The sequence below is a fragment of the Marinomonas spartinae genome, from assembly GCF_016461715.1.
In the GTDB taxonomy this organism is placed as follows: domain Bacteria; phylum Pseudomonadota; class Gammaproteobacteria; order Pseudomonadales; family Marinomonadaceae; genus Marinomonas; species Marinomonas spartinae_A.
On sequence record NZ_JAEMUI010000004.1, the window covers coordinates 148,613 to 166,245 of the forward strand.

The 17,633-nt window shown below is 44.5% G+C and carries 16 protein-coding genes; 10 read left to right on the forward strand and 6 right to left on the reverse strand.

The genetic code is table 11. The annotated features are described in order from the left end of the window. The first annotated feature begins 192 nt into the window (after positions 1–192). Together ahpC and ahpF are read left to right on the forward strand one after the other, a co-directional pair. Positions 193–750, forward strand: coding sequence for an alkyl hydroperoxide reductase subunit C (ahpC, locus tag JHD45_RS05995; protein WP_199475603.1), 558 nt, complete (start codon positions 193–195; stop codon positions 748–750). Positions 751–897: 147 nt separating this feature from the next. After that, positions 898–2,442 carry an alkyl hydroperoxide reductase subunit F gene (gene ahpF, locus JHD45_RS06000; RefSeq protein WP_199475604.1) on the forward strand — a complete coding sequence of 515 codons (1,545 nt, stop codon included), beginning with the start codon at positions 898–900 and terminating at the stop codon, positions 2,440–2,442. A 214-nt stretch (positions 2,443–2,656) separates the two neighbouring features. Here ahpF and JHD45_RS06005 read toward each other — a convergent pair whose 3' ends face one another. Next, positions 2,657–3,994, reverse strand: a complete 1,338-nt coding sequence (locus JHD45_RS06005) for a PLP-dependent aminotransferase family protein (RefSeq protein WP_199475605.1) — start codon at positions 3,992–3,994, stop codon at positions 2,657–2,659. Between the two features lie 160 nt (positions 3,995–4,154). On the opposite strand from JHD45_RS06005, the gene JHD45_RS06010 reads away from it, so the two are divergent. The 3 genes from JHD45_RS06010 (at position 4,155) to JHD45_RS06020 (ending at position 5,926) form a co-directional block, all read left to right on the forward strand. Further along, a complete protein-coding gene (locus JHD45_RS06010; protein WP_199475606.1) occupies positions 4,155–5,042 on the forward strand; it encodes an NAD(P)-dependent oxidoreductase in 888 nt (295 codons plus the stop codon). A gap of 275 nt (positions 5,043–5,317) precedes the next feature. Continuing rightward, positions 5,318–5,506, forward strand: a complete 189-nt coding sequence (locus tag JHD45_RS06015) for a YgaP family membrane protein (protein ID WP_067012056.1) — start codon at positions 5,318–5,320, stop codon at positions 5,504–5,506. A 141-nt stretch (positions 5,507–5,647) separates the two neighbouring features. Then, a complete protein-coding gene (locus JHD45_RS06020) occupies positions 5,648–5,926 on the forward strand; it encodes a type II toxin-antitoxin system Phd/YefM family antitoxin (RefSeq protein WP_199475607.1) in 279 nt (92 codons plus the stop codon). Here JHD45_RS06020 and JHD45_RS06025 read toward each other — a convergent pair. After that, positions 5,866–10,305 carry an NACHT domain-containing protein gene (locus tag JHD45_RS06025; RefSeq protein ID WP_199475608.1) on the reverse strand — a complete coding sequence of 1,480 codons (4,440 nt, stop codon included), beginning with the start codon at positions 10,303–10,305 and terminating at the stop codon, positions 5,866–5,868. The two genes, JHD45_RS06020 and JHD45_RS06025, sit on opposite strands and share 61 nt — an antisense overlap. Positions 10,306–10,503: 198 nt before the next feature. Here JHD45_RS06025 and JHD45_RS22200 point away from each other — a divergent pair, with 198 nt between their 5' ends. Genes JHD45_RS22200 through JHD45_RS06040 form a run of 3 tightly spaced genes read left to right on the forward strand, consistent with a single transcriptional unit; the run spans position 10,504 to position 11,494 of the window. Continuing rightward, a complete protein-coding gene (locus JHD45_RS22200) occupies positions 10,504–10,737 on the forward strand; it encodes a type II toxin-antitoxin system RelE/ParE family toxin (protein ID WP_325097264.1) in 234 nt (77 codons plus the stop codon). Next, on the forward strand, positions 10,730–11,011 hold the full coding sequence (locus JHD45_RS06035; RefSeq protein ID WP_199475609.1) for a helix-turn-helix domain-containing protein: 282 nt from the start codon (positions 10,730–10,732) through the stop codon (positions 11,009–11,011). Before JHD45_RS22200 ends, JHD45_RS06035 begins: the two co-directional genes overlap by 8 nt. Before the next feature lie 15 nt (positions 11,012–11,026). Then, a complete protein-coding gene (locus JHD45_RS06040; protein WP_199475610.1) occupies positions 11,027–11,494 on the forward strand; it encodes a GNAT family N-acetyltransferase in 468 nt (155 codons plus the stop codon). A 26-nt stretch (positions 11,495–11,520) separates the two neighbouring features. On the opposite strand, the gene JHD45_RS06045 is transcribed toward JHD45_RS06040, so the two are convergent. From JHD45_RS06045 to JHD45_RS06060, 4 genes are all read right to left on the reverse strand, one after another. Next, a complete protein-coding gene (locus JHD45_RS06045) occupies positions 11,521–12,381 on the reverse strand; it encodes an ABC transporter permease (protein WP_233407614.1) in 861 nt (286 codons plus the stop codon). After that, entirely contained in the window at positions 12,378–13,211 is an 834-nt protein-coding gene (locus JHD45_RS06050; protein ID WP_067345057.1) for an ABC transporter permease, read from the reverse strand. Before JHD45_RS06050 ends, JHD45_RS06045 begins: the two co-directional genes overlap by 4 nt. A gap of 94 nt (positions 13,212–13,305) precedes the next feature. Next, a complete protein-coding gene (locus JHD45_RS06055) occupies positions 13,306–14,454 on the reverse strand; it encodes an extracellular solute-binding protein (protein ID WP_199475611.1) in 1,149 nt (382 codons plus the stop codon). A 16-nt stretch (positions 14,455–14,470) separates the two neighbouring features. Further along, positions 14,471–15,559: an ABC transporter ATP-binding protein gene (locus tag JHD45_RS06060; RefSeq protein WP_199475612.1), complete on the reverse strand. Its 1,089-nt coding sequence runs from the start codon at positions 15,557–15,559 to the stop codon at positions 14,471–14,473. A gap of 163 nt (positions 15,560–15,722) precedes the next feature. On the opposite strand from JHD45_RS06060, the gene JHD45_RS06065 reads away from it, so the two are divergent. Together JHD45_RS06065 and JHD45_RS06070 are read left to right on the forward strand one after the other, a co-directional pair. Further along, positions 15,723–16,460 (forward strand): MBL fold metallo-hydrolase, encoded by a 738-nt coding sequence (locus JHD45_RS06065; RefSeq protein WP_199475613.1) that lies wholly within the window; start codon positions 15,723–15,725, stop codon positions 16,458–16,460. 71 nt (positions 16,461–16,531) lie between these two features. Continuing rightward, positions 16,532–17,575 (forward strand): LacI family DNA-binding transcriptional regulator, encoded by a 1,044-nt coding sequence (locus JHD45_RS06070; protein ID WP_233407616.1) that lies wholly within the window; start codon positions 16,532–16,534, stop codon positions 17,573–17,575. The last annotated feature ends 58 nt before the right edge of the window (positions 17,576–17,633 follow it).

The following is a 17,633-nucleotide window of genomic DNA, read 5'->3' on the forward strand; positions in this document are numbered from 1 at the left end:
TCCTTTAGCAAGACAAGGAGGCGAACAAGAATGCAAAAGACACCATCACAAGATGGATGACAAAACACATCACCCACCAATAGTTTTTCCTAATCAAAGATCTAAAAAATAACAATTTTAATAATTTGAATAAGTCTCCTATTATAAACCCCGTTGGTAACACAAAAACGATTTAACTAGGAGCAATACAAAATGATCAATACTCAAATCAAACCATTCAATGCAACTGCTTTCAAAAATGGCGAATTCGTAGAAATTTCTGAAAAAGACGTACTAGGCAAATGGGCTGTATTCTTCTTCTACCCAGCTGACTTTACTTTTGTTTGCCCAACAGAACTTGGCGATGTTGCTGATAACTATGCAGAACTTCAAGCTCGTGGCGTAGAAGTATTCTCTGTCTCTACAGACACTCACTTCACTCACAAAGCGTGGCACGACAGCTCTGACACCATCGGCAAAATCCAGTACTACATGGTTGGTGACCAAACAGGCAACATCACAAACAACTTTGGTGTGATGCGTGAAGGACAAGGTCTTGCTGACCGTGCAACCTTCCTGATCGATCCTGAAGGTACGATCCAAGCAATGGAAATCACTGCTGAAGGTATCGGCCGTGATGCACAAGACCTACTTCGCAAAGTAAAAGCGGCTCAATATGTTGCCGCTCACCCAGGTGAAGTATGTCCAGCGAAATGGAAAGAAGGTGAAGAAACTCTTGCTCCTTCTTTGGATCTAGTTGGCAAAATCTAAGCTAACTGGATTCAGACTGCTCCTTCGAGTCCCCTCTGGGAGGGGCAGTCTCCTCTTACTTCGCTTAGAGCATCAAGCGAACAGCGTACTTTCAGTATTACCTAGTACTACACAGTAAAACACTCAGAATAGACGGATTACTAAATCATGTTAGATTCAAATCTTAAGCAACAACTGGACACTTATCTTCAGAACATTATTAATCCTATTGAGATTACTGTGTCCATCAATGGCTCTAAAAAAGCTGAAGAATTATTAAATTTAGCTCGTGAAATCAGCGAGTTAAACGACAAAATCGACCTAATCGTCGACGAAAATCCACAAGGTCGTGCGCCACAAATGGCCATTGCCCCTAAAGGCGAAACACCACGGGTACGCTTTGCAGGCATCCCAATGGGGCACGAGTTCACGTCTCTTGTCTTAGCATTGTTACAAGCTGGCGGCCATCCTTCTAAAGCGGATAAAACGCTTCTTGAGCAAGCGAAAGGTTTAACCAGTCAACTGAATTTCGAAATCTATATTTCATTGACTTGTCAAAACTGTCCTGAAGTCGTGCAAGCCATGAACTTAATGGCAGTGTTAAACCCGAACATCACGACCACTATGATCGACGGCGCCCTGTTCCAAGACGAAGTCAACGAACGCGAAATCATGGCCGTACCATCGGTTTACCTAAACGGTGAATTATTTGGCCAAGGCCGTATGTCATTAGCCGAAATATTGAATAAAGTAGATACAGGTGCCAGTGAGAAGCAAGCCGCCGCGTTGGCTGAAAAAGCCCCCTACGACATGCTAGTGGTTGGTGGTGGCCCTGCTGGAGCATCCGCTGCCATTTACTCTGCTCGTAAAGGTATTCGTACTGGCGTAGTGGCAGAACGCTTTGGTGGGCAAGTGGGTGACACCATGGCCATCGAAAACTTTATTTCGGTCAAAGAAACCGAAGGACCAAAACTTGTCGCCAACTTAGAGCAACACGTTCTTGATTACGATGTGGATTTGATCAAAACGCAAAAAGCGGTTCGCATTGAGAAGAAAGACTTTATTGAAGTAGAACTCGAAAACGGTGCGGTACTCAAGAGTAAAACCATCGTACTCGCAACCGGTGCTCGCTGGCGTGAAATGAACGTACCAGGTGAACAAGAATACCGCAATAAAGGCGTCGCCTACTGCCCACACTGTGACGGCCCATTGTTCAAAGGCAAAAATACCGCCGTTATCGGTGGGGGTAACTCTGGTATCGAAGCAGCCATTGACCTAGCGGGTATCACCAAACACGTTACCGTTTTGGAATTTAGCGACACCTTACGCGCCGACGATGTCTTGGTGAAAAAAGCAGAATCCCTGCCAAACGTTACCATCATCAAAAATGCCATGACCACCGAAGTACTTGGCGATGGTCAACGGGTTATCGGCTTGAAATACACCGACCGCCGTACTGATGAATCTCATCTGGTAGATGTTGCAGGCATCTTTGTACAAATCGGCTTGGTACCGAATAGCGAGTTCCTAAGAGACACGTTAGAACTGACCAACCGAGGAGAAATTGTTGTCAACGCGCATGGTGAAACCTCTATGCCTGGCGTGTTTGCAGCGGGTGATGTAACCACTGCGCCATACAAACAGATCATCATTTCAATGGGATCTGGTGCCACAGCGGCCCTTGGCGCGTTTGATTACTTAATCCGTAATTAACCTTAGAAATGAAACATGGGACGAAGACTAAGCGACTCGATTCATTCAGTTGACTTAGTTTAGTCCGCCAGTTTTACCTCTTGCCATCCTAGAAAGGGGTAAAAACGCAACCAGCACCAATCCCCTCCCGGATGCTGTTTTGTTGCATTTTTAATCGGCCTTGTGAAAGCAAGACCGATTTTTTTTATGTGATATCACCATCTCTTATGAAGTTTTAAGACGATCGCCGTTGGTCTAACAGAGACTTTAATGCCTGTAACCCGACTATCAGATGCTGATCTTCTGAAATGGCCATAAGAGAAAGACGCACCGCCGGAATAGGCTGATCATCATAATGGAAAAAATGGCCTTCACTAACCGTCATGCCACGTTCTTTTGCAGTAGCGGTAAACTCGTCAGCCTCCCAACCATCTGGCAACATTAGCCAGATATGGTAACTCGCATCTTGGGAAGATAATGTCTCACCCTGCAAGATGGATTTCGCTAATTGTTGCCTATGCGCTGCAATCTTTTTTTGTCTTTCCGCTAATTCGAATGCGGAACCGGACTGTATTAAGCGACTGGCAACTTCAAAGCTAATCGGGGAAATATGCCAAATCATAGTGCGGATATACGACGCTAATCGATTTAACTGGCTCTGCGGTGCCTTCACAAATCCACAGCGTAAACCTGGACTGATCGCCTTAGACAGGCTGGTGATATAAAAGCTCTTCTCTGGCACAAAATTACTAATAGGAGCCATGACATCGGCGTTTAGAAAACAATATAAATCGTCCTCTAATAACCAAACTGAGTGTTTTTGAATCACACTCGCAATGTCTTTACGGCGCTCAATTGGCATCGTACTGGCTGTCGGATTTTGATGGGAAGGAACGACAATCACCAGACTTGGTTTATCACTAAGACAAATTTCATGCAAACGGTTTGGGAGCATCCCAAATTCATCCATCTCAACGCCTATCGGTTTTCTGCCCAGCGCTTGAATAATCGACAGTATTCCCGGATAGGTCAGTTCCTCTACCGCAACATAATCCCCCGGCTTAGAGTAAAGTTCGATAAGCGTCGAGAGAGCATGTTGAGCGCCATTTGTCAGCAATACCTGCTCTGGCGATCTCACTTGTAGACCATAATGCTGCATCCATTTCATGCCACTTTCTTTATGTGCCAAACTGCCAGTGTCTTCAATATAACCGAATAAAGAAGGAGTAAATGGCTCACTGGCACATTGTCCGAATTGACGATAAAGCGCATCAAGATGACGGCTAAAACACGGCTGAAGAATCGAAAAATTCCATTCATTTTCTGCCTGACCCGAATGAATGGCCTGTTTTAGATAGGAGGTATTTTTAACAAAGCTTCCCCGCCCAACAAAGGATTCTATATGACCTTGTTCCGCTAACAGCTTGTAAGCTTTCGCAATCGTCACCGCCGTTGTCTCATACTCAGAGGCTAACGCTCTGTGGGTAGGTAGCTTAGAACCTTCCTCGTAATGACCTATCTCAATCAACTTTTCAATCTCACGAGCAATCTCGCGATATTTCGATTCCGACACCTAGCAACCCTTTTTTGAACGTTTCTAGGAGTGTAATGCAAGGCCTTTATAATTACCATCGAGATATATGCGTCAATGTTAATCAAACTTTATAATTGACATATGTCATTTAGATAAAATATGATCAAGCCACTCACTCAAAAACAAAAAGGATGCAATCATGGATCAGTTAACCATCACCTTTCTTGGTCTAGGCGTTATGGGTTACCCAATGGCAGGTCATTTAGCAAAAGCAGGACACGCCGTCACTGTCTATAACCGCTCAGCGGCGAAAGCGCAAAAATGGGTAAATGAGTATTCAGGCAGCGCAGCAGACACTCCAGCTCAAGCCGCAAAAAACGCCGATATTGTGTGCGTTTGTGTCGGCAACGATGACGATGTGCGTAGCGTGGTGTACGGAGAAGACGGTGCCTTAGCTGGCATGAAACAGGATGCGATTTTGATCGATCACACCACCACCTCGGCCTTATTAGCCGAAGAGCTCAACCTCGCATGCCAAACTCATGGCCTCCACTTTATCGATGCCCCGGTATCTGGCGGCCAAGCGGGGGCCGAAAATGGCCAATTAACCATTATGTGTGGTGGCGATCAGCAAACCTTTGACAGAGCCAGCACCGCGATGAATGCCTATGCAAAACAAATACAACTTATGGGGGTTGCAGGTCAAGGACAACGCTGCAAAATGGTCAATCAGATTTGCATTGCAGGTGTCCTTCAAGGTCTAAGCGAAGCGCTCATGCTCGCCGAAGCCTCCAATCTAGACATCCCTCAAGTCGTCAACACCTTACAACATGGTGCAGCAGGCTCATGGCAAATGGCCAACCGCTTAGAAACCATGGCAAAAGATGAATTTGATTTTGGTTTCGCGATTGATTGGATGCGTAAAGACTTAGGGATAGCCCTTGATGAAGCCAAGCAACACTCGCTTGATCTAACAATGACCCATGAAGTAGATCAACACTATGCCAAACTTCAGCAACAAGGCCTTGGCCGTATGGATACATCGGTTCTAGTCAAAGCCATTAAGCAGAGTTCGCAGGCAGAATAGAGAACCAAATCATGGCTTGGGCACTTTCAACGCACTTAACATGTCTTCTAACCAGCTCTAGTGAGACCTCCGATATTAAACGTGAGGTCATTTTTATCGTTAACCCCTTTAGATCCGTCGATCTCCATAACATAGATCAAATAATAATCAATTAACCTCTAAAGCTTTAGCTTACCGCCAGCATAGGGCGTATGGTGAAACCAAAGGGATTGCACAGGTGTTTGTTTTATTTGTTTTCGTAGCACGATTCATAATAAACCTAACAGGAGAAAGCGATGAAATGTAACGTAGGTAAGACAGATCGAATAGCTAGAATCATAGCAGGCGCCATTGTTCTTGCACTAGGCGTCTATTTTCATTCATGGTGGGGCTTGATCGGTGTAGTTCTCATTGGCACAGGCATCTTTAAAATTTGCCCAGCTTATATCCCGTTTGGCGTTTCAACCTGCGACAAAGAGAAGTAGCTCAGCCTTAAAATAACGGCCCTAACAATCAAAACCGACATCAGATAACACTGAGAGTCGGTTTTTTGGCTTTTTGAATTGCGCTTATCCATAGAAATAAATAGGCTACATCAACACCTATAAAATTGACGCGATCAAAGTATGAAGACAATAAACGAAGACGAATTAGCAACCAATCTTGAAAAGGTGCTTGATAAAGTGATCAACCAGGAACCTGTTATCATTGAGCGAAAAAATGGCAAATCTGCTGTATTGATTAGCCTTGAGGACTGTCATGCTCATCAAGAAACAATTCACTTAATGGCAACCCCGAAAAATGCAGCGCGCTTAGATAAAGCGATTTCAGAAGTGGAAAACACTCATGAATCACTAAACCGCTCCCGTTCCAACAAATCAATAACGATTATTTCTAACTCCTGAACTCCGGGATAGTTTTCAGCGATACTCATCCAATAGGTTTTAAGCGCTCCTGAAAGCTCGCTCAAATTGACTAATTTACCGTCAATACGCCATTGCTTTGTTGGTTCTATATCTTGCGCAACTAATAGAAAGACTCCACACCCAGCACCTTCCTCTCGGAGATAATCGCCCGCGAGCTGGTTTCGTAAGCGCTCACATAAATCTGGTCCAGACCAAGATTTATCTAATAGCTTTAGCTCAACAGGAACAGGAGATTGAATATTTGTATTATGAAGCCAAATATCCGTGCGCTGGCCATTTGCAAGTTCAGACTCTTGGGTCGTTGTGTATTGACCATGACTGTTTTGGTTGAGCCAGCCAGCGATTAGAGTTCGCATTTCTGTTTCGCCCTCGGTTCTTTTCCAAGTTCGCCATGGGCTGTCATTACCACGTTCTAACCAATTTTTTAAATCGTTTAGTCGGTTAACCGTATGATCAAAAAGTTGGTGATGTGTTGAAGGTGCTATTGTCCGATTTTTACCGAACTGACCAAACTGTTCTACCGTCCAGAGCTCTAAATCACCATCCACCATTGCTCTTTTATATGCTTGTTGAGCCATCCATTTTCGATACTCAGGCTCGGGGTGTTCTTCAATCAGTTGTTTGATAGATGCATAACTAGCAAAACCAGTCATATTACATAGAAGGGAAAACAATGCACTCCGAGCGCTTTGTGCATCATCTCTCAACTCTGGAGAATATACTCCGCCGTCGGCACGGTTTATATCCTCTTTGGAAGGAATATGTTTATGCATGAGGACATAGAGCTTTTTCAAATACTCTGGCGTCTTGAAGTAACCTACGTTAGGCACACTGAATGATCTATAGCTTTCACCAACAAGGGCTGTAACAAAAATCTGAGCCGCTCGACTGACTAGCTCATGATCAATCCCTTCTAACCATTGTTCAAGCTGAGAAATGCCATTAGCTGGGTCACAATCGATAAAAAGCGCGTACCAGCAAGCAATATTGTCTAAATCGTTACTTTGATCTATTTCTTGTTTTGCAATATTTACAAGACGTGTCGCATCACTATTCCCAGAAACTAGAAGATGGATACAATCTTTTCGATTCTTCGGATTTAGTTTATTTGGGTTGACTTCTAACCACTCTAAAAGGGGAGTAGCAATATCCTCATGTAACCAAGGTGCGCCGAAAACAAGTGAACTCAATATACGGTAATGTAAATCTAGCTCTGCGTTTTCTAGCTCCCAAATAAGCTCTTGGTTAACAGCTTTAGTAACCAGCGTAGGAAAAGCCTTATACATGCGCTCAAGCCAACTAGGAAAACCATTTAGCTCCCATGTGATATAGCGCAATGCATGCTGTATTTCTTTTGCACTTAAGTGGTGAGGGAATTCTGGATGTTCAGCGGCCTCAATCTCTAAGCCAGATAAAGCGAGAGATATTGGGCAATAAAGGGTGTCATTTGATCTTATGCCATTTTCAGATTGCAGAGTTGGCCGATAATTTCTCCAGAGCATCATCACTGCATCACGATAAGCATGGGCGACATTTTCACCAAAATCAGAAATAAGCAGTCTCCATTCAGAGCCTTCACTTAGACTTGCCTGCATAGAACTTCCCGATATTTCATCCATCAGCCAACAATGTTCATTAGTGATTTTTCCTGTGTTATTAGGCACTATTAATCGATGAAAGTTGATTTTCAAATCAGCTATCCAAGCATCACGAGACGTTTTTTCCTGTTCCTTTTTGGCGTCGAATTTTAGCCTACGTTTCTCATTCTCCTCTCCGTATTTTTTCTCCCGATCTGATATCGGAGGATCAATCAACATATCTAACTTATTAGTCAAAATGGCACTATGCTCTACGCTTGCTTTTAGCTTCGCTAGCATATCCGATGGCTTGTCGTGTCTGCTGTAAAAGCGAAAGGCGGTACTTAGCGCAATAGATCGATCATTCTCTAATTCTCGAGAACGTATGAATGAAAGCAGTCTTTGGAAACTCTCAATTGTATCAAATGCCCAAAAATGCCCTTGCCAAGAAATAGGCCAATCTGAAGTCAAAGGCTCACTTTTAGGGTCGAACAGTAGCCGTATTTTTTCCTGTTCAACACAAGCCCAATAAAGCCGATCATTCAACTCACTCCAACACGGTATCAGTTCGGTTAAGTTACTTTCATAATCATCAAAGCGCTCGCCACCCCAAGAATGATAAAGAGGTAGCATCATAAGAACAGATATACTTTTGTCATCAAGTGAAAATGGGTGCCTAATTTCTATTAATCTCTCTACAAGATGAACGGCAATACCAAGAAGCCATGAATTATCTTGTGAGACTCTACACTCTTTTTTCTCGACATACGGCGGAGTGTTTAAATAATCAAGCAAACCAATAATAAACTCCTGAAAAATAAGAGCGTTCTCAACAATTGGAATGCGGTCAATAAATTGATGGCAGGCTCTTCGCAATCCGCTCGCTTCAAAACGTTCATTCGGAGACGATTGCAATCTGCCAAGCGAGAGAAGAATGTTCTGAATATTCTCACTGGTTGGCTCAGCCTCTTCGATTAGTTCTGCCAATAAGCGACGTGGAATCATGTCCTCACTGTGGTTGAGACCTTGCCATAAAGATTGTATTTGCTCATTAGTACCGCAAGTCATGACAGCTCGGACAGAGGTAAGTCGAGCGTAAATCCCTCGGATAGGGTCAAGAGATATTTCCAACAAAGGTGCAACGCAATCGGTCATTTTTCCTTGCCAGACTAGTCTAGCTAAAAAGAAAATGACATTATCATTTTCTCTGTATTGATTAATCAAAGACATAGTCTCTGTCATCAGAGCTGAATCAGCAATTCTTGCAATTGCGCTGTTATCGCCTCCTGTACTATTGTTTTCATCTTGTAAAATACGTTGAACTATATTTTTAAGAATGGTTTTTCTTTCGGGTAAAGGAAGTTTGGATGGGTCACCGCCTTCAATAGCAACTTCAGGGGCAATACGTAAAGCGGCATTTCTAATGTCGCCATCCCACAAGATTAACCAAGGCAAGATAGATCGTAGCCTTGGCCTAATGATTGTCTCGCCATATTTTTCGCCAATAAATAAACGCCCTATAGACAAACGACTGTTGCCAGTAGCCATCAGGTAAGCAAACCATTTGGCTGCGAGTAGCTCCCTGATATCACGATGCCGAAAACGAACCGCTCCGTATATGACGTCGCTGAAAATACCTCGCTCCAAAAGGGCATTCACATCATTCGGATGCCAATCAGAAAGTACAGCTTTTGCATCTATTCCCAACTTTTCGGGCAAGGCATCTGGAATGTTAATATTTGATTGGCCGCTCATGACGACAGCGGCAGCCAAACGCTGTGCACCCTTATGAGCTTGCTCTAAGTTTAACGGCTGACGTTGTGCTCTATCTATATTATGTTCATCGCTCAACTGCTCATTTATACTGTGTTCTAGTAGATCTAGACGGCTACCAAGTTTTTTATCCTTTCTCCATTTGGATAAAATACTATCTAAATCAAGAGGCCGTTGAGCCAAACTCCAAATACTCGCTCTATCAATTTCCCTTAAGAGTTCATCGATGTCATTCACTGACCTTTTTTCACAGAAACAGCGAATTCTTTCCTCATCTAAAGGCCTCATTCCGTATACAGTCAAAGCACTTTGAGGTTGAGTGAGATTATCTTCTGTACAGTCATCCTCCTGTTTCTTTGCAGCTAAAAATAAATATCTATTCAGCAACTCTCGATCAGCTTCTGGTCGCCAAGAGTAAGGACGGCTGGAAACATAAAGATGCGCTCTATGAGCACCTTTTTTGATGCCTTTAGATAATTGCTTTAACGCTAATTCAAGAGCCCTCGGGGTTTCTAACCTTGCTTCATCGACCGAATCCAAAAAGAACCAAGCTTCTTCTATCGATTCTAGCCAAGCGTTAAATTCATCTTCTGTTCCAACCTCAAAGGCGTCATAAAAATCTTGCTCGATATCCTCAATACGAATAAAAAAAGATAGTCTGCCTTGTTCCGATAACGCTTTAGATCTATTACGTAATTCTTCCGTCTTGCCAGCGCCCGCTTCAGCTAAAATGACACAGCGATACTCACTCTCTAAATCAGCCCAAGTTTTTAGCGCTGAATGACCTAAAGAAAAAAGCAATTCATTATTTTCTTGATCTTCTTGATCTTCTTGATCTTCTTGATCTTCTTGATCTTCTTGATCCTCTGAAACAATTGAAAATTGACGATCTAATAGAATGTACTTTTCTCTAGTCATAGACGATAAGTTCGCTTCATCAACAAAAAAACAAAAGGGTTTCATATAGTTACTAGACCTAACAATAGCGCTAGCGCGTTCAGGCTCCAAGCTGAATTTCTTCCATCTAAGCCACCACGTAAAACACAACCATACAAATCCGTACCATTTATGGTACAACTCAATCATGAATAATATAAAACACAAGAAAGTGTCTGTTCGCTTCTTCCAAGCGGTGTCGGGAAGCGAACCTATCGGGAATGGCTATTATCTCTTACAAAAGAAGATAGAAGCGCTATAGGACAAGATATAAAAACAGCAGAATATGGTTGGCCTGTCGATATGCCTATATGCCGCTCCATGGGTGATGGGCTGTGGGAAGTACGCACTAACTTAGAAGGCGGACGTATTGCTAGGGTATTATTTTTCTTTAGAAACAACGAATTGATTTTACTGAATGGCTTTATGAAGAAATCCCAAAAGACACCCAAATCTGAACTAGATTTAGCTAAAAAACGAAAACGTGAGGCTGAAAATGGCTAACAAACACATCGGATCTTCCTTTGATGATTTCTTAGAAGAGGAAGGCATACTGGCTGAAACCAATGCAATCGCTATAAAACGAGTCGTGGCATGGCAGATTCAGCAAAAAATTGAGCACGAGCATTTATCCAAAACAAAGATGGCAAAGTTAATGAAAACAAGCCGTTCTGGATTGGAGAGGCTTCTTGACCCAAACAATACTTCCGTCACGCTGCATACCTTGGATAATGCCGCGAAAGCGTTAGGTAAAAAGCTCAAATTAGAGCTAATTTAAAAGTAAGAACAACCGATGAAAGTCTCATTTTTAGCCGATCAAAAACACTTTATTCCCACTATTGCTCAGTGGTATTTCAGTGAATGGGGGCATTTGATGCCACCTGGCAAGTCCGTTGTCGATGTTGAGAACAAAGTCACCACCATGGCGCAAAGCCGGCAAGCGTTTCCTCTTACGTTTGTGCTGCATGATAAAGAGACTCTGCTCGCTGTGGCAGAATTAAAGTTTCACGAGCATTCTGGCTACCCAGACTACCAACACTGGCTTGGAGGGGTATATGTTCCACCAGCGGAACGAGGTAAGGGCTACTCGTCCGTTATTTTAGCCCACGCGTTTGCTCATGCGAAAACGCAGGGGATTCCTTCTCTTTACCTGCAATGCGAACAACACAATACGGCCCTATATTTAAAGCACGAATTTGCAGTATTACACACAATACAGGACAAAGGGGTCGATAAGGCTATTATGGTGCGCACCTTCTAAAGCCTCGCTTTAGGCGACCTGAAATTTTATTTGCCCAGTTTCGCTAGCATCTCAGGTTTCATAAATTTGTGGATCACCACCATGAATAAAATAGAGGGTACCAGCAGAATCAGAGCAGTAATCGAGGCAATTTGATAGTTACCTTCCATACTTGCACTGTAGAGAAGAAGTGGCAGCGTCGTGATGTCCGGCGCACCAACAAAGAAAGTGCCGGTAAACTCGTCCAACGACTCTAAGAACACAAAAATACAACTCGCCATAATCCCCGGTGCCGCTTGAGGCAGCACGATATGAAAAAACGTATAAAACGATCCTGCGCCCAAGTTACGTGAGGCCCGCTCCAACAAGGGATCTGTTGCTGAAAACGCCGCCACACTGATCCAAACGGAAAACATTAAGCCGTGAACACTGTGAACCAATACCACGCCCAATAACGTGCCATTTAAACCAAAGCCATAGAAAAGACGGGCAATGTTCATGTACACGGTTAAGTTCGGGAAGGCCTGAGGGATCAAAAATAACAACATCCAAAAAACACGCAACGGCATGCTGCGCTTCGATAAGGCATAACCCGCCGGAACAGACACCAATAAACACACCCCAACGGTCAATACGGCAATCAGCAGACTGGTTAACAAGGAGCCAGACACATCGCTGTAAGGGTTAAAGACCTGATGCCAATATTTCAATCCCCATTGAGTCGGTAGGGCATGAGGGAAGTACCAGACCTCGGTGACGGTCCAAATCAATAAGTTGATAATAGGGCCAAACAATAACAAAGAAAAAATCAGAATAAACAGCATTTGTAGCCAAAAGCTACTTGCAAACGGCAGACGTTTTAACCGCTTTAACACTATGTTATTAGAGACACTTTGCGCCACCATCATGCTGCGGCTCCTTTGTCTTTTAGACTTTGACGTAGATAAAACCAGGCCAGCCCCGCACAAATCAGGTAAGACACCAAGCCCAAGGCATTCGCCACATGATAGTCTCCGTAAGAGTCCACTCGGAAGGCCATATCCGCGCTGATCATGGTTGGTGTACCCGTACCAATCATCATGGGCACTGACAAAACAGACATCATGGTAACTGTCGATAAGACCAGCGCCACTCCAAGAGAAGGGGCGATTTGCGGTAAAATGATGCCAAATAAAATACGCAACCGTGATGCCCCCAAATTACGTGCCGCTCGAATTTGCGCGTCATCTAACGCTGCCATGGCACCAGAAATTAATAATGTCGAAAAGGCCAACTGCTTCCACACAAAGGTGATAATAATGCCACTCCAGCCCAAAAAAGAGATGGTATCCATGGGCGTCATCAATCCTGAGGCCACAAACGCGTTATTCATTAAGCCATTTTTGGCCAAAAAGGTACGCATCATTTGCGCGGCCACAATAAAAGGAATAAACAAAGGCAGTCGGTATAAAAACCCCAATATGCCCACCACCGAACGAAAGGGCGACAGGGTAATCAATGCCGCAATGCTAATCGATAAAATAGCCAATAACATCACGGACACCAGCACAATAATGACGGTAAACAGCATGTCCTTTGAGTACAGCTCGAACGCCTTATCCAAGTGGCTTAAAGTTAGCGCTCCATCTAGAGTCACTGCAGAATAAAGCGAAAAGCACAAAGGGTATAAGAAGAAAAGACTCACCATGAGAGCAGCGGGGGCAATGAGCCAAAGTTTCTGCGCTTCTTTTTGTTGCATAAGATATAACCTGTGTCTCTCAATCGATGGAGTTCAAATCAATAGCAAGCGAGTCACATCTTGCTCGCTTGCTATGTTCGTCATGCTAACCGTATTAATTTGACACTTGGCGCTCATAACCCTCTTTGATGTCATCAAAATACTGGGCAATAGGGAAACTTTTGCCATATTTCGATAAATCTTCGGGGGTAATTTCGGCAAACAATTTGTCCCAAGTCGCCTTATCCAGCTTACTTTTCACGTATTTCGCATCAATCCCTGGGTACCAATTAAAGCGCTTCACAATGCCCTGTGCTTGCACTTCTGGGCTGGTCGCCAGTTCAATAAATTGACGAGCCAATTCGGGATGAGCCGCTTTTTTGGGAATTACATAATACATAGGTTGACCAGGCATACCGGGGGCAATCAAGCTCAGCTTCATCGAAGGGGGAATTTTGCCTTGTGCTTTCCAGCTATAGAACATATCGACCCAAACGGGGCCCATGAAAATCTCTCCGCGATTGAGCATATCTAACGTCCCAGCATTGCCCGGCGTGAAGGTAACGTTTTTGTTGAACGCTTTAAGCTTTGCAAACGCACTCTTCCAATTGGCCTCATTCGCCTTATTGTAAGGTTCGCTCGATAAGGTTTTGGCATTGGTACCGTAGGCGTAAATCCAACCTGTCACAAAACTCACCCCTGACATACCATTTTTAATGCCGTTATAACCAAATTCCTTTGGATGCTGTTGCGTCCAGGTTACCAACTGGTTGTAAGAGGTCGGCGGGTGCTTCACAAAATCACTGTTGTAGGCAATGGCTGTTTGGCTGTGAAACATGGGCATAACATAGCCATTAACGTTTGTTCCTAGGGCATTTTTAGCACTGTCACGAGACACTAATTTGCCAGTGTCGATCTGTGAACGATACTTCGCAAGCAGGTCATCTTTGACCATTTCGCCACCCATTTTTTGATGGACAACGGCGACATCGATGTCCCATGTTGGCTGGTTACTGTCTTTTTGAGCCGACAGTTTTTCATATATTTTCTGTGATCCTGCATCACCAGGGCCTGTACCAATGACGTTGATTGTCACACCCGGGTGCGTCGCCTCGAATTTTGGCGCTAGATAAGTTTTGACATAATCCACCATATTTTGGCTACCAGCAGAGGCAACATTCAATACGGTTTCTCCGTGGGCGGCACTGATCACTGAAGTAAGACCGATGGCGGCCAACACGGCAATTCTAGTTCTAGTAAACATGATTATCCCTCATGGATTAGACTGATACGGCGTTAGAGAGTGGCGCGTTGCTTGCTTCGCTTGGATGATCGAAGATATGCAGCGCATGAGCTGGAACATGTAGTCTGACGGAGGTAGCTTCCGGCAAATTATCTTGGTAATTCGCCTGAAAAGTGTGCGCTCCGCAACGCACACTAATTCGGTAGTCATGACCTAAAAACGCACTGTGCATGACTTCCCCTAGGATCATTAGCCCGCTTATTTTGTCATCATCGGTGAGACGAGGGGACAGCGATACATCCTCGCTGCGAAAGTAGATTTGGCACTGTCTCTGTTGGGATACGTCAGTGTGAGTAAGAGTAATCGCCAATGAATCCCCCACCATTGATGGATGAATGGGCCAAGTCAGATGATTGTCCGCCCCCATAAAATCCGCCACAAAGGCGCTAGCAGGGGCATGGTAAATCGCTTCAGGCGTCCCCACTTGCTCAATATTACCTTGGTTCAAAATGGCGACTCGATCTGCCATCACTAAGGCTTCTTCTTGGTCATGGGTGACAATCAGCGAAGTAAAGCCTAGTTGTTTTTGTAAGGCTTTGATTTCATGGCGAACCGCCAGCCTGACTTTGGCATCCAGATTGGATAGAGGCTCGTCCAATACCAGCACATCAGGACGAATCGCTAATGCTCGGGCGAGCGCCACTCGCTGACGTTGTCCACCGGAGAGTGCCGTCACTTTCTCTTCTTCTAAGCCCGTTAATTTGACAATATCGAGTAACGCTTTGACCCGTGTTTGGATCTCTTTCTGTTTGATCTTTTGTACCTTTAAGCCATACCCGATATTTTGTGCCACGGTCATATGCGGCCAAAGTGCATAGCTCTGAAACACCATGGTGATATTGCGTTTTTCCGCAGGTAAGTGACTGATCGTCCGTTGTCCTACAAAAATATCGCCCTGTTTTATTGGCAAAAAGCCACACAATGCGTTTAACAATGTCGTCTTACCGCAACCTGATGGACCAAGTAGCGCCATCATCTCGCCTTGCTCTACCGTCAAGCTGATGTTGTTTAATATCCGCTTATTACCGTAGCCAACTTGCAGGTTATCGATATGCAAACGCGTCATACTTCACTCCAAAGTGTGCCAATACGTGGTCGCTTTAAAAGAATGAACACGTGTTCACTGCTTTGTAAAAAAAATGCAATCTCTAAGCGACATTATTGATGCCTACTTTGTCGGAACTTTGTGACATTTTAATTAAGTTAAAAAGACAGTATGGTGAGCAGAAATGAAAATCGACGTAATCGGTTGCGGTAGTGCCTTTTCCAAAATCCATAATACCTCTTCCGTGCGGATTGAGGATAAGCATAAAAACCAATGGCTTATCGACTGTGGACCAACGGTGCCAAGGGCCCTGTGGCAACGCCATACTGATATAAATGCCATTCAAGCCATTTATTTCACTCATATCCACCCTGATCATTGCTCTGGTTTGGCGGCCCTAATCAATCAGTGGAAAAGTATGCAGCGTACACAAGCACTCGATATTTATTGTCAAAAAGAACAACAGGAGCCGTTGGAATCCCTAGTCGCGCTCGCAGTCTGGCCGGAGCGCCATGTTTGTTTTGAGATCCGTTGGCACGAGATTGAAGAAGACTTCCAGTGGCGTCATTGGTCGATAAAAACCGCCCTGACGCAACACGAAATGGCGAATCGAGCCATTCGCTTAAGCATCGATGATCGACACTTTTTCTACAGCGGAGATGGTCGACCTACCCCTGAGAGTGAAGCATTAATGCTCAATACAGATTTGGCGTTTCAAGAATGTGCGGCTTTTTATTCATTGCCAAAAGAGGCATCCCATGGGGATTTACCGGATTGTTTACGCTTATTAGCACGATCCAATCTAAAAAAGTTGGGCCTGTACCACTGCTTTGACGAAGCATTACCCCAGATTCGCCAGAGCATCACCAACGAGCCACGGTTATTTCTGAGTCAGGATGGGCAAACATTCGATTTAACCTAGAGTAACGCATCCCGTTTACTGGCTAGCAATGCCTTGATTTTATTCACTCATACAGCCCTGAAAGGATCATCATGTCCGAGAAAAAACATCAAACCGTCACGGCACAAGACGTTGCCAACAAAGCCGGCGTTTCTAGAGCAGCAGTCTCCCGTACATTAACGAACAATGGCAGTGTGTCACAAGCAACACGAGAAAAAGTACAAAAGGCCGCCGAAGAATTAGGCTACCAAGTTAACTTTCTTGCCCAAGGCCTGAACCGTAAGCGCAGCCAGTTAATCGGCGTCGTCGTGGCCCATTTAAGCGATCCCTTCCGTAGCAGCCTATTGGAAGGCCTGTTAACGGAAATTCAACAGCAAGGCTATCAAGCCTTAGTCACTGAGGTAACAAGCCAGCAAGATTTAACCGAAACCATTCGTCGATTTACACAGTTTCGGGTGTCTGGCGTCATCGTCACATCCGGCCAACCCCCTGTTAATTTAATCAAAGAATGCGTTCAGCATAATATTCCCGTGGTGGGCATTAACCGTCATATGGATCTCCTTGAAGTCGATTTTGTTTGTTCGGATAACACCATGGGAGCCACGCTAGCGGCCGATCAACTGATTCGCTCTGGTTGTCAGACCATTGGCTGGCTGAACTATAAACACTCTACTTGGTCCGGCGTGAGTCGAGGTAATGCCTTTCGTCAGACCATTGACGATCGACGTTTACAGCAAAACGAAGCGCTTCGTTTACTCTCTATCGAGGCTCCTGAAGAGGGCTACCAAGGTGGACGAATCGCGGCCCACAGAATCTTTCAATCAGGGCAAACCATCGACGGCCTCTTTTGTGCCAACGCACAGCTGGCCTGTGGTTATTTAGATGGCATGCGCGAACAGGGTCTAGACGCTCCCCATGACTTCCACTTAATTGGTTTTGACGATACGCCCCTTACGGCTCAATACAGTTATCAATTAACCACCATTTCCCAAAACATCAAGGAGACCGCACTAAGAGCACTCTCGTGCTTAGAAGCCAGAGGACGCGACGCAACCAAAGCACAGCAGCTAGAGAGAATCCCCGTGCAACTGATCGTAAGAAAAACCTCCCCAAGCAGAGCGAACAGCAACGGATAACATGCTACAAGCAAACAAGATGACGTTTCGAACCAATGGCACGCAGTAGAACAAAACC